Here is a 14589-nt window from a genome sequence, read left to right as displayed (position 1 = left end):
CTTTGATTGATTCACTTTTAGCATGCCTATCCGCTACAATCCAACAAAACCAAGTAAAATGGTTGGAAATTGCAGATATCTCTTCGATCTTCTCGGCAGAGTGCTTAACCTTAAGCGAAAACCCCGTTAAACTATGCCATTCGGATATCTATCTATAGTTTTGGAGTAACCTATGTCGTGGCTTTCTTCGCTCAAATCGGTCTTTTCACCTTCACAGGAGGTGAACGAAGAAGCTGTGCAAAAAGTATTGCAAAACTATCTGTTGCCAAATTCAAATGATCCGCTCAAACAGCGTATTACTCAGGTCAATGTTCAAGCTGAGATCCTACAAATCACCTTAAATACTTATCCTGAAGAAAAACAAGATCTGCAACAAATCCATGATGAACTGGCGCAAGCTTTGCAAAAATGTGGTATTCAAGAATTGAATATGCATGTGATTCAGCAAAAAACCGGGCCTAAAAGTCATAAATCGGATGGCTGCGGGCATAAGCATGCCGAAGGTGAAAGCTGTTCCAGTCAGCCTAAAGCAGAAGCAAAACCCAATCTTCCTCCTGTGGTGGATGCCTCCGCTCAGCCTGCAAAACAAGAAGAAGCTGATCCCAATAATCCACCGATTCAAAAAGCTGCACCTCAGCAACGTGATGTACCAAAACATCCACGTATTCAAAATGTGATTCTGGTGTCATCCGGCAAGGGCGGTGTAGGTAAATCGACGACTACAGTGAATCTGGCACTGGCTCTGCAAAAATTAGGCTTAAAGGTCGGTGTGCTGGATGCCGATATTTATGGTCCGAGTATTCCGACCATGCTCGGTAATGCGGGCAAAACGCCGATGATCGAAGCGGAACAGTTTGTCCCTATCGAAGCCTATGGAATGGCAGTGTTATCGATTGGCCATTTAACTGGTGATCACAATACTCCAGTGGCTTGGCGTGGACCGAAAGCCACCGGTGCATTGATGCAATTATTTAACCAGACCTTATGGCCAGATCTTGATGTTCTGATGATTGATATGCCACCCGGTACAGGTGACATTCAGTTGACATTGGCACAGCGCATTCCGGTAACCGGTGCAGTGATTGTCACCACACCACAAAACGTGGCCCTACTTGATGCGACCAAAGGCATTGAGCTGTTTAACCGTGTGCAAATTCCGATCATGGGCGTGATTGAAAATATGTCGACCCATATCTGTTCAAATTGTGGTTTTGAAGAACAGATTTTTGGCACAGGCGGTGGAGATAAACTGTCTGAGCAATATCATATTCCATTATTGGGTCGCTTACCTTTAGATGCTGAAATTCGTGAAAATGCCGATGCTGGCACACCTTCAGTCATTGCCGGAGATGATGCAGCCGAAAGCTATATGCTGATTGCAGAAAAAATTGCAGCGCAGCTACCTAAGGCCGAAAAAGATCAGAGCCGAATTTTCTAATTGACCCATTAAATAGAGAGTTCACATATTTAAGCCCTAATTCAAGTTAGGGCTTTTTTATTAATAATTCACGGAAATAAACAGCTTTAAATTAAGAAAATTGACTGAAATGACTGTTGCGTATTGGTTCCCAAAATGGTTTCAAGTGATTGAATTAAATTGATTTAATTCAGTGTGAATTCTGATTATATGTTCTCTTACAATTATTTTTTTGCAGCATTGACCGAACTATTCTATGCTACGCGGATTAGAGCGAGGTCAAACTATGATTTCATGGTTTTTTATTGGTTTAGTGGCAACCATTCTTTTAACACCAGGCCCAACCAATACCTTATTGGCATCTTCAGGCATACAGGTCGGATTTAAAAAAACATTTCGTTTAATTCCTGCTGAAGCCTTTGGCTATCTGATTGCCATTAGCTTTTGGGGCATTCTGATCGGAAAAATTTCCGTTCATCTTCCGCTTTTGCCGACCATTCTCAAGCTGTTTAGTGCCGGCTATATCCTTTTTCTGGCTGTGAAATTATGGCGCACGGCAGAACTCAGTGAAAATTTTGAAAATGTCTCGATTCGTGCACGAGAACTATTTCTGGCAACCTTGTTAAATCCTAAAGCACTTTTATTTGCTTCAGCGATCTTTCCGGTGATTGTCTGGAAAAGCAGTCAGCACTATGTGACTCATATGTTAGTATTCCTGGTTTTGCTGATTCCGATTGCATTCTTCTGGACTTTCCTCGGCTCAATACTGGCCAGAAAAAACAGTCGCTGGCTCAATCAAAAAAACCTGCAAAAAACCGCATCACTGGTGTTAATGAGCTTTTCGATTCCTTTAAGCTATTCTGCACTTTTAAGTTTATAAGCTGATATCTATCAGCAATTTTTTATCCACTGTGGCTGCAAGCGCTTCACTTATTTTCATTGGGGGCAATTTCAGTTAAAGTACGTCGCAATAACTTGTTCTTAAGATTTTTGGATTATATCAATGGCAATTAAGTCTGATCGTTGGATTCGCGAAATGAGCGAAAAACACGGCATGATTGAACCGTATGCAGAAAACCAGGTACGTTTGGATGAAAATGGTCAAAAGCTGATTTCGTATGGCGTATCGAGCTATGGTTATGACGTGCGTTGTGCACGGGAATTTAAAGTATTTACCAATGTGCATTCTGCAATTGTCGATCCGAAGAACTTTGATGAACGCAGCTTTATTGATATTGAATCGGATGTTTGTATTATTCCACCGAACTCATTTGCATTGGCCCGTACCATCGAGTATTTCCGTATTCCACGTAATGTACTGACGGTTTGCCTGGGCAAGTCGACTTATGCGCGTTGCGGTATCATTGTCAACGTCACTCCGCTTGAGCCAGAGTGGGAAGGTCATGTAACTTTAGAGTTCTCAAATACCACCAACCTTCCTGCGCGTATTTATGCAGGGGAAGGTGTCGCACAAATGCTATTTTTTGAGTCTGATGAAGTGTGTGAAACGTCATATAAAGATCGTGGCGGAAAATATCAAGGCCAAACTGGCGTTACTTTGCCGAAGACCTAAGCAGTTTAAAATATTGAATAACGGGACTATATGTCCCGTTTATTTTTTTGAGATTTTCATTCATCGGAAACTCAGGTTTTTACTTCAATTGACTTTGGCATCTGTATTAAAAGTCAGCATAATAGATTCCGAATAACCATAAAAAAGATGCAATGCATCATAAAAAACAAAATGTAGCGGCTGGGAAGCTGAAACATAAAGATGCGGAGCATCGGATAAAAAGGAAAGAGTGAGATGACTCAGATAAAAGATCTATTTAAATTTCGCAAAAATTATTTAGCAATGACAATTGGTTTAATCCTGTTGCCTTCTGCGCATGCGATGCAGGAATTATCAGATTCTTCTCTTTCTGACACCACGGGTGAGGGGGTTGCGCTCGTACTTGATGATTTTAAAATGGTGTTTCAAGGCCCTAAAGATATTTCTGCTGGTTCCAGTTATGCCAGAGGTATTGAAAATCCGGGACAGGCGGATACGGGTTTTATTCGCATTATTCCAACTGGTGAAAACTATGAAAAGCTAGGGGAGCGTTTATACGATAAAGTTTATAGCAATACTTACCATAATGCTTATCTAGCTGAACGTGCGAGAATCTATAACCATGTATATGGAGATACGTATACATCCAGCCGAGATACTTATATTACGGACAATCGCACGCGTATAGCTAGTGAAATTGCTACTGAATATACGACTGCATACCGTACTAAAAAGGTGCAAGATATCTTAGAAACCCCCATTATGAAACAGTATTATGATCAACGTTATGAAGATTATTGGGATGGTTTAACAGGTATATATTCCATTATAAATGATGGAACGGATACAAATGGTGTAAGTGGAACTTGGCATAATAAGGAAAAATCATCTCAGCATGCTTTAAGAAATACGCTTGAGATGATTGAGTTGTTGTATGGAAACAATTATGAAGCGAATCTTCCAAATTCACCTTTTTACCAAAGTTTTAAACAGCAGTTTCCAAGCTATGTTCGTGCAAATGTCATTAAAAATACAGTAGATAGTCAGCTTGCAGCCAAGACCACTGAAATGCTAAATCAGTTGGCTGCAGATTATGCGAAAGAACAGGCAACAACAGCCAGTAATACCGTGCATGATGAAGTTGTACGAAATGCAATAAATATGGCAAAAGCTGCTGCACAAAATGCCAATATTGGAAGCCTGCGTACCAAGGCAGATGTTTTCATTTATGGTCTGGCATTATCAAAAAGTGATGACTCGCTGAGCACGCGATACAGTAATCAGGGTTTTAGTTGGGGATCTGCAGATAATCCTTGGTTATTCCGGGCAGGAACTGAAAGCGTCAAACAGTTTAAGGACGCTGCTAAAGATGTAGGCTATATTGCTCTAGAAGCGCCTCTTGCCAAGATTGCTCCAGATGAAAGTGATAATAATATTAAATTGGGGTTTTGGAGTGATATTTTTGCACGTGAGCTTAATTCCTCTAATGTTGTCGATCCTATAACAGGTGGGCCCACTTCAGGGCTTGATACAAATTACCGATTAAGAACGCAATTTGTTGCCAATGGTCTCAGTTTAAATGGTTCGCAAGTTCGGTTATTCCAAACCTTGGAATCGGATAATAAGGACTATAATCAAACTTTAGGAATGGCAAGTATCGTTCGTTTAAATACCAATGATCGGCCAGAAACTCTAAGCAGTAGCGATAGCAATCTTAACAGTAAAGGTATTCGTCTAAGTACCGCAGCAAAAACAGATGCACTTGATGGTAATGTCCCGACCCCAGCCTTAAACGGAAGTGCTGCTCCCATATTTCATGATTCTGAGGGTTTATATTTATATAGTCCAAATATTAACCTGGTGCTCGGTAATATGTATCAGCCTTTTGTGGTCGGTTCAGAAGGCAATAATATTATTTTAGAAGTGACACGTATTCCAAATATTCCTGCTATCTATAATCAAATTTATCAGAATTATGGGGGTGGACTAGGAGAATCTGATTTAAAAGGTTCAACCTGTAATGTCTATAGTTGTGGTACGCCGATTAAAAATAATGCTTCAGATGCGACCGTGCTTTATCAAGGCCGTAACGCCACTCACAGTAGTATTTCAATAGGGACTACAGAGCGTATCCCAGGAACAAATTTGCTGCGCGCCAAAGATGGCCCCAACTCCACGGGAGTCGTATTCAAGAGTACTGATGGTATAAGTAAGAATTTTGGGTCTGCAGTCATTGATGGCGTACTGATTCAGCATTTAAAAATTAGAACAACTGGTCTGTAAGGGAGTATAAAAATGTCCAAATTATTGACCCTCTGCGCATTGATATGTACCTCTATGCTCAGTCAAGCCGGATTGGAAGTCCTTAATCAGCAAGAGTTAACTGAGACAGTAGGACAGGGCGGAGCAGACCTTAACTGGACTTTATCCTTAAATCATATTTACGCCACAGATTTAACCAAAGATACAATTTCTCGACTTGATGGAAATGATAATCCACTAGAAGTATTTTATGTTTTAGATCCGACAACATGTGGTGCAACAAAACAGTTTTGCCGTTTGGCAATAGCCCCAAATAATCATGTCGATGCCAATGGGAATAAAAAATGGTTAGTATTTAAAGGTATTCAGGGCACGATTCAGATTGACAAGTTTTCTATCGATGGAACAACCATCATTAATCATCGTAATGAACCGCAAACAGCGATGAAAGTCAGCTTTTATGATGACAAACCTTTGAAAATCAGAAACTTGGGTTTCAGTACAGTGTCGATTGAAACGGGTACAGGGGGTGGTGCACTAGAAGGTTATGCCAATACAGGTACTTATGACACTTATACAGCACGCACCTATAATACCGAAGGCGGTTTTTCTACCTCGACACAAGATGTGCCTTCATTTGATAAGGGGGCCGAAAAAGGTTTTATGGGATTGAATGTTCATGGAAATCTGCATATGTCCGGTAATTTGAAAATATTTGGTTATAACTGTACAGGTGGGGCACAAAGTCGTTGTTAATCGCAGCGTCAAGTACAGCATAAGGATATAAAAATGAAAAAAACAACAATAAAGTTGAAGTTACTAACGGTATGCATGTGTCTTATACAGCAAGCTTATGCACTTGAAACCATTGAAGAGCAGGAATTGAGCGAAGTCACTGGACAAGATGGTATGGTGATTACTCATGAAATTTCTAAAGCCAACATTGCTCAAGTCAATTGGTATGATCCCAATCCAACTGCCAGTACTAAAATGGGTTTAGGTCTACATAATGTTGAAATTATTGGAAAAGATAATAAGCCAATTATTAGTCAACTTGAAATAGATGTAGGTGCTACTTCACAAGGGGCAGGACTTCGGCTTGCTGCAAGTGTTTCACCATTTCAAGCCACTGCAGATTTAAAACTGGTAAAGACAGCCTGTACGACCAATCCATGTAGCCAGTCTGCGAATAGTATTCGGACTGCTGGCGTACAATCTAGTCAAAGTCTAGGTGCATTAGGGATTAGTACCTCTACGCCGCTTAGTGTTCTATTACAAACTACTGCAGGTTTATTTAATAAAGAGGCAATTGCCAGTATCGATTTTCAACTTAAAAATGCCACCATTAGTCATAAACTAGGTGAAAATAGCCTGATTTTAAATGACTTTAACTTTAATTTTGCGGGTCAGGGCTATATGTACATTGACCCCAATGAAGGTGTTGTACTCACTACCCGAAATGGCAATCAAGACCATTACGTGGATTTAAAACGTGTTGAAGATACCACTGATATTGCTATTGGCCGGGTTAATCCGACCAATCCTGGCGTTAATATTGACTTGCGTTATAACACGCCAAATAACGAACGTAAAAATATTATGCGTCTTGGGGCTTCAGGTGCGGTGACCAATGCCAGATTATCCATGAATGCCGATCAAACCCAGATTGGTACTTTTGATGTAAGTAACAAGTTAAATGGTGTTTTACAGCGTCAAGACAAAACTGCAGCAGGATATAGCGATCTGGTGGGTGAAGGGGGTTTGCATCTGGGCTTATCTGCCGACTTTACTGGTGCTGCTAGTGGTCACCCAAGCAACATCGCGCCTACCGTGCTTGAAATTGGTCATACTGGCCATGGAAGCTATGCAGTCCAATTCTCCAATATTAGGCCCCTGACAACACGGAATGCTGATGAAAATTTACATGGTAAAAATGCCTATATCGATTTTGGTGATATTTATATAAATACTATTACGGCTAAAAGTCTCGATTTTATCATCAATGAAAATATGCGAAAAACCTTGGGGCATAGTAGTGATGTACTGAAACAGACACTGAGTACAGCAGGAGATGGAGAGGATTTTGCTTTTATTGCAGTACGAGGAATGGACTTTCAGGCAATTGCTGCGAAAGCACGTTTTATTTCAGATAACTCCTTGACAGAACTTGGTGGGGATGGCGGTTCATGGGGGATTGGTATTCCTATTTATAATTTAAATGCCAATGTCGCGTTGTCTGGAACAACTTATGGAACAGATAATAAGCAGGCAATTGCCTATAACATCATGGCATCGACTGAAGGTTACGGAATTGACAAAAAAACCGGTTTGCCAAGCACTACCTCAATAATATTGATTGATGGCAAGAATGGCGATCATGGTGAGGCAGTTAATTATTATGCCGGCTTTAGAAATATCGATGCTTTAATTAAATCTGAAGGGATTATTGGCTATGAAGATGAAGGGATTTATATTCGTGCCGATAAATTACTGATTGCAGCAAAAGCAGAGCTCGCAATGGGGCAATTACCAGGATCTAAATATAACTGTAGCACTGCATCAGTCAGTAAATGCGGAGGCTATGTGCCTCACGATAATTTTTCTAAACGTGATGATGTACTGACCAATATTGCCTTTAAGCTCGATGGAAATGGTGAGCTTCTGATTATTCCTGGGGTAGATCCAACCGCAAGTTCACCAGATACCAACTTTTTGTCATTTGATGCAAACTTTAAATTTAGGCCACTCACATCAGAAGAAAGTGCAGATAAAGCTAATCTGGGTAGCTACTTTAGTATCTCCAATGAAGATATTGATTTAACAACAGGAGCATTAAACGTTTCTTCGATCAACTTTAACCGGATGGAAGGTCATTTGGGTGTTAATGGGAAAGTTCGTGTCAGTGCTGATACCGTAACGTTGGATAATCAGGTCAAACTCAATTATGAAAATAATATCGCGACACCATTTAAAACCAATTTTGCGATGGCGACCAATGGCAATATGCAAAACATGGCAAGTATTGCACTGACTGGTGGCACTATTCGTAGCACGCTGGGAATCACACCACGCTAAATTCAGGATGAGAAAAATGAAAAAAATAATATTAAAGAGTCTAGTTGCGGCGATGGTGGGATTGAGTGGTCATGTATCTGCATTAACCTCATTAGAAGATCAGGAGCTTTCAAATATTAATGGACAAGCTTTATTGTCAATGGAGGTTCAGGCCGGATTTAACCAAGTTGATAATTTGGGAGAGGCATATGACCAGAGAAATATCTCATTTTATAAATTGGGTCTAGAAGCTGAAATGGAAATTAATGCCAATATTAAAAAACTGCAACTTGGTTGTGGAGGAATTAATGGTGCAACTGGTTGTGATATTGATATTGATCATATTTCCTTAAGTGGTAATTCTGCAAATGGAATGGATCGTGCTGCGACCTCTGCCTTGATTACTAATCCTTTTGTTCAATTTGCTATAAAAAATCCAAATCAGGCATCTACACGTGAAGTTTTGGGTTTCCGTTTAAGTGCAGAAAAGATTTCAGGTCTACTGACTATGGGTACAGAAAATACGGCCACACCAAATGGTATTAATAGTTTTAGTGGATATATGAAGACTAAAGAAGCCAAAGGAACAGCTGTAACTAATCCAAGAACAATGACCTATGCATCAACTGGCAATAAATATATTGAAGGTGCTGTTACGGGAACAATATTGGGGCAGGATCTGGAACTTCATTATAAATCGAATGATTATACTTTTAATTTAACAAGTACCAATGCGCCATTTGTGATTCCAGCCACTATAGTTTCAGGAACACGAATGAGTGAAGTTAAATTAAAGGGGACTGGTACAGTTGACAGAATTGATTTTAGTGGCCCATTAAAGGCCATTTTAAAGCCACTGGATTTATTTGAGCTTACACTGGATAAACAAATTACAGGCTATATGACAGGCCTTAGAACAGATATTACAGTGGATCAAGATCTTGGCTTAATCCATGCATTGTATTTGAATAACCCAGCATCTTTATCATTACAATCGCAAAAAATACTTTGGCCGGGTGCTGCCGTTGCTGCTAATCAAGGTTGGTGGATGGCAATCGAGGATGAGGTAAATCTTGGTGATATTAGTCCAAATAAAGGTGTGGATATTACTAATGCGGTATTAGCACAAACCATTGCAGGGATTAATCATGATTTAACATCAAAACCCAGAGCATGTGGAAGTCTTTTGAATTGTGTATTTGATGGAGCTTTAGATGTGAAAGAAATTAAAAACCCGGCACTTCTTGATTTTCCTTTGAAAAATTTAGAGCTTAAAGGCCAGAACTTTCAACCGAACTGCTTCGGTGGACATAAATTCTGTTAAGTTAAAAAGAATAAAAAATCCCGCACTTGACGGGATTTTTTTATTAAGAAAGCAAAATTATTTCGCGATTTTAGCCAACAACTCTTCTTTGGAAATATTTACAGATTCAGCATCACGGCGACCTTTATATTCAAAAGTACCTGCATCCAAGCCTTTTTCACCAATCACAATACGATGTGGAATACCGGTCAACTCAAGGTCAGAAAATTTAACGCCTGGACGTTCGTTACGATCATCTAGAATTACGTCATAACCCGCAGCAGTGAGTTCAGCATAAAGCGCTTCAGCTGCTTCTACTGTGCGTGGTGATTTATGTGCATTCATCGGTACAATGGCCACTTCAAACGGGGCAATGGCAGTTGGCCAAATAATGCCTTTCTCGTCAAAGTTTTGTTCAATGGCAGACGCAACCACACGTGTTACCCCAATACCATAGCAACCCATGGTCACAGTGAATGGTTTGCCATCTTCACCTAAGACTTTACAGCCCAATGCTTCAGAGTATTTCTGACCCAACTGGAAGATATGACCCACTTCGATACCACGTTTGATTTGCAGTGTACCTTTGCCATCTGGAGAAGGGTCACCTTCAACTACATTACGCAAGTCATAAACTTCAGTGAACTGTGCATCACGTTCCCAGTTTATGCCGGTTGCATGCTTGTCAGCTGTATTAGCACCTGCAACAAAGTCAGACAATACTGATGCTGCACGGTCAACAATGACGGTGACACCTTTTTCAACCAGACCTTGTGGGCCTACAAAACCAGCTGTCAAGCCAAGTGCTGCGATTTGCTCTTCGGTTGCAAAAGTGAGTGGAGCTGCAATTTGTGCATGCTTCTCGGCTTTAATTTCATTCAGTTCGTGATCGCCACGAAGGAATAAAGCAACCACAGGAACAGAACCATCCTCTTTTGCAATGCCTTGAACAAGCAATGCTTTTACTGAGTGAGCTGGATCCGTGCCCAAGAAGGCAGATACATCCGCAATGGTTTTTTGATTTGGCGTATCAACCAGTTTAAGTTCTTGAGTTGGTGCCGCACGTTCGCCGACCAGAACGGCTTCAGCCATTTCAATATTGGCGGCGTAGTCTGATTCGGTCGAAAATGCGATATCATCTTCACCGCTTGAAGCCAGTACATGGAATTCGTGTGAACCTGAACCACCAATCGAACCGGTATCTGCTTGAACCGGACGGAAATCTAAACCAAGACGAGTAAAGATTTTGCAGTAGGCTGCATACATGTCGTCGTAGGTTTGTTGCAATGATTCCTGATTGGCATGGAAAGAGTAGGCATCTTTCATGATGAATTCACGTGAACGCATTACCCCAAAACGCGGACGAATTTCGTCACGGAATTTGGTTTGCACCTGATAGAAGTTGGCAGGGAGCTGCTTATAACTTTTTAGTTCATTGCGTGCTAAATCAGTGATGACTTCTTCATGGGTTGGACCCAGTACAAACGGGTTACCGTGGCGGTCATTGAAACGTAACAGTTCAGGACCGTATTGTACATAACGACCTGATTCTTCCCATAAAGACGCAGGTTGAGTCACTGGCATATAGACCTGAAGTGAACCGACCTTGTCCATTTCTTCGCGAACGATCGCTTCAACTTTATTTAATACGCGAACGCCCATCGGCAGCCAGGTGTACAGACCTGAAGCCAACTTACGAATCATACCGGCACGAAGCATCAACTGATGGGAAATAACCTCAGCATCGTTCGGGGTTTCTCTTAACGTTGCAAATAAAAAGCGACTCGCGCGCATGGAAACTGTCCTAAAAAATTAAGCGTTAAAGCAGAGATTATACAATAAAAAATGAGATGAGCATTTGGGAATGTCACCTCATTGTGTTGCATTAAATTATGCCATGATTTTACGCATCTGACGCAGCATAAAATTCTTAAAGTCATCCAGGTAAGTAAAGATCACGGGGACAACCACCAAAGTGAGCAGGGTTGAGGTGATCACCCCGCCAATCACGGCATGGGCCATCGGCGCACTTTGTTCACCGCCTTCACCCAGCCCTAAGGATAAGGGCACCATACCCATGACCATGGCGCTGGTGGTCATTAAAATGGGACGCAGTCGGGTTTTCCCCGCGGCAATAATCGCATCATAACGCTCTTCACCGCGATCCATGGCTTTTTTAATAAAGTCGATCAGCAGAATCGCATTCTTGGTCACCAGTCCCATTAGCATGATAATCCCGATAATCGAAAACAGGTTCATGGTGGAATTAAACAGGAACAGCGCCAGGAACACACCAATCAAGGATAATGGCAAGGAGGCCATAATCGCCGCAGGATGGATAAAGCTATTAAACTGTGAACCCAACACAATGTAGATAAACACAATCGACAGGGTGATGGCGGTCAGGGCATAGCCTGCGGATTCTGCCATATCGGCATTTGAACCTTGGGTATCAAAGCTATAACCTGGCAGCATATCAAAATTGGCTTGTAGCCGGCTGATATCCGTGCCGATATCTCCTGTAGGACGACCAGCGGTATTGGCTTCTATCAGAACTTCACGTGCCAAATCACGGCGGTTAATTTGTGAAGCACCGAGTTTTTCTTCAAACTTGGCCACACTCGAAAGTGGAATCAGAATCGGCTGATGATTGGCATCGGTTTTATTTGAAGTGATATACATGTTCTGTAAATCACGTGGCAAGCTGCGCTGGTCTTCTGTCAGGCGCAAATTCACATCATAAGTTTCGCCTTTTTCATCCTGCCAGGTGGTGACATCATCACCGGCAATCAGTGGACGAACCACATTGGCAATCTGATTCACGGATAATCCTAAATCACTGGCCAAGACACGATTAATCTGTACACCGAGTGTCGGCTTGGGTTCTTTCAGTGAGGTTTCCAAATCGACAATACCGTCAATCTTGGCAATCTCTGTCATAAAACGATCGGAAATTTTTTGCAGTTCATCCAGGTCGGGGCCCTTGATCGAGATCATAATTGGCTTTTGACCACCCGAAACGGTTTCATCGGCAGATGCAACCGAGGTAATACTGATCCCGGCAACCGATTGCAGGCGTTGTCGAAACTCATTGTTGAGCTCGGTCAGGCTTTTTTCGCGTTCGATCCGTGGTGTCACGGTCACTCGCAGGCTGACGTGGTTTTTACCACGGTCAGTTACACCATTAATTACGCCATAAGTTGCTTTAACGTCAGGGTGTTGACGGATAATCTGATCGACTTGTTGCAGTTTGGCTTGTGAGTATTCAAGCGAAGAATCTACCGGTGTTTCAAACTTAATGCGGATTTCGCCTTTGTCAGGAACCGGTACAAATTCGGTGCCAATCAGTTTCGATAATCCCAAGGCACCAAATAATGAAGCTACGGCAATCATTAAGGTAATGAATCTGAAGCGCAGCGCCAGTTTGAGCAGCTTTTCATAGACATGGCTTAAATTGTCCAGCTTGCCAGAAATCCATCTAAAGAAACGTTTCACCCGTCCGGGTCTTTTATTTGGATCTTTTTTCTTTTCGGCCCAATGTGCAGAAAGCATCGGATCTAAAGTAAAACTAACAAACATCGAAATCAGCACAGCCACACTAACTGTAACCCCGAACTGATAAAAGAAACGACCAATAATCCCGCCCATAAAGGCCACCGGCAGAAACACGGCGACAATGGTCAGGGTGGTGGCCAGAACAGCTAAACCAATTTCTTTGGTGCCATCCAGTGCGGCAGTCACATGATCTTTGCCCATGTCGGCATGCCGGACAATATTTTCTCGGACCACAATCGCATCATCAATCAACAGGCCAATACTCAAGGATAACGCCAGCAAGGTCATCATATTGATACTGAAGCCAAAGGCCCAGATGAAGGTCAAAGTACCTAATAATGCAATCGGCAGAGTTAAACCGGTAATCACAGTGGAGCGGAATGAACCAAGGAATAGCAGAACAATCAGCACGGCAAGTACCGCACCTTCAATAATGGTGCGGGCTACATCGCCAATGGTGCCGCGGATACTTTTGGAAGAATCCACCACAACCTGCAAGGTCGTCCCCTGAGGAAGCTGGGTCTCGATATTTTCTAAAATTTTGTAAGTTCTATCGACGACCTCAATCACGTTAGAGTCCGAGCTACGCAGGATATCAATCGCAACTGCGGTTTTGCCATTTAAAAAGGCGGCAGATTCTAGTTCTGCCTGACTGTCTTGGATCTCTGCGACTTGTCTCAGGAAAATTGGTACGCTATTTTTATTGGCAATGATGAGATCGCCGAAGGCCAAGGGATGCAGCACTTTAGAATTGATCTCAATCACCAGTTCCGAGTTGCCAGATCTGAGTGTGCCGCCTGGAACTTCAATATTTTCAGCCTTTAAGGTATTGATGACACTGTCTACACCAAGGCCAAAAGCTTGCAGTTTTTGCGGTTCTACCTGAATCCGGATCTGGCGCTGTGCATCGCCGAGTAAATTCACCGTTCCCACGCCAGCAACTGTGCGCAGTTGGGGTACAATCCGCTGATCCAGATAAGAACTGAGTGCTTTGATATCCATGTTATTGGATTCAAATACGATCGACATGACCGCATTTGCGGTTGGATCATAACGTTCGACAATCGGATCCTGAATTTCATCACGAAATTCAGCAGTTACCGAGGCAATTTTATCCCGCACATCCTGAGCGGCTGTGGTAGAAGGTACATCTAGGTTGAATTCAGTCGTGATCATCGACAGGCCTTCACTGGACTGTGAAATCACCTGTTTTAAACCAGAAATGGTATTGATCTGATCTTCGAGTTTCTTGGTTATTTCTGACTCGACCGTTTCTGGAGAAGCACCCGGGTAGTTGGTATACACCACCACAAAGGGAAAATCGACATCGGGAAATTCTTCAACGCCCATCCGCTGCCAGGAAGCCAGTCCCAATACCATCAGACAGAACATCATCATGATGGTGAAAACTGGATACTTCACACTAATTCGGGTAAACCACATGTC

General features: G+C 42.1%; 9 protein-coding genes. 7 read left to right on the top strand and 2 right to left on the bottom strand.

The features are described 5' to 3' along the window. Positions 1 to 172 precede the first annotated feature (172 nt). From apbC to FTU95_RS09055, 7 genes are all read left to right on the top strand, one after another. Positions 173 to 1438, top strand: coding sequence for an iron-sulfur cluster carrier protein ApbC (apbC, locus tag FTU95_RS09085; RefSeq protein WP_005097862.1), 1266 nt, complete (start codon positions 173 to 175; stop codon positions 1436 to 1438). 265 nt (positions 1439 to 1703) lie between these two features. Beyond that, entirely contained in the window at positions 1704 to 2297 is a 594-nt protein-coding gene (locus tag FTU95_RS09080) for a LysE family translocator (RefSeq protein WP_100329137.1), read from the top strand. 123 nt (positions 2298 to 2420) lie between these two features. Then, positions 2421 to 2990 (top strand): dCTP deaminase, encoded by a 570-nt coding sequence (gene dcd, locus FTU95_RS09075; protein WP_004280726.1) that lies wholly within the window; start codon positions 2421 to 2423, stop codon positions 2988 to 2990. A 234-nt stretch (positions 2991 to 3224) separates the two neighbouring features. Further along, positions 3225 to 5252: a hypothetical protein gene (locus tag FTU95_RS09070; protein WP_180078236.1), complete on the top strand. Its 2028-nt coding sequence runs from the start codon at positions 3225 to 3227 to the stop codon at positions 5250 to 5252. A 12-nt stretch (positions 5253 to 5264) separates the two neighbouring features. Further along, on the top strand, positions 5265 to 5987 hold the full coding sequence (locus FTU95_RS09065; protein WP_005097859.1) for a hypothetical protein: 723 nt from the start codon (positions 5265 to 5267) through the stop codon (positions 5985 to 5987). Between the two features lie 33 nt (positions 5988 to 6020). Then, entirely contained in the window at positions 6021 to 8306 is a 2286-nt protein-coding gene (locus tag FTU95_RS09060) for a DUF6160 family protein (protein ID WP_180078234.1), read from the top strand. Between the two features lie 16 nt (positions 8307 to 8322). After that, positions 8323 to 9609 carry a hypothetical protein gene (locus FTU95_RS09055; RefSeq protein ID WP_159516130.1) on the top strand — a complete coding sequence of 429 codons (1287 nt, stop codon included), beginning with the start codon at positions 8323 to 8325 and terminating at the stop codon, positions 9607 to 9609. A 57-nt stretch (positions 9610 to 9666) separates the two neighbouring features. Here the strand turns inward: FTU95_RS09055 and FTU95_RS09050 are convergent, their stop codons facing one another. Both FTU95_RS09050 and FTU95_RS09045 read right to left on the bottom strand, forming a co-directional pair. Continuing rightward, the gene (locus FTU95_RS09050) at positions 9667 to 11382 is read right to left on the bottom strand and encodes a proline--tRNA ligase (RefSeq protein WP_159138278.1); all 1716 of its coding nucleotides are present in this window, start codon (positions 11380 to 11382) and stop codon (positions 9667 to 9669) included. A 96-nt stretch (positions 11383 to 11478) separates the two neighbouring features. After that, positions 11479 to 14586 carry an efflux RND transporter permease subunit gene (locus FTU95_RS09045; protein WP_180078232.1) on the bottom strand — a complete coding sequence of 1036 codons (3108 nt, stop codon included), beginning with the start codon at positions 14584 to 14586 and terminating at the stop codon, positions 11479 to 11481. Positions 14587 to 14589: the final 3 nt, after the last annotated feature.

The sequence above is a fragment of the Acinetobacter sp. YH12208 genome, from assembly GCF_013418055.1.
GTDB classification, from domain to species: Bacteria; Pseudomonadota; Gammaproteobacteria; order Pseudomonadales; family Moraxellaceae; genus Acinetobacter; species Acinetobacter pseudolwoffii.
This window is presented reverse-complemented; position numbering and strand designations above follow the sequence as displayed.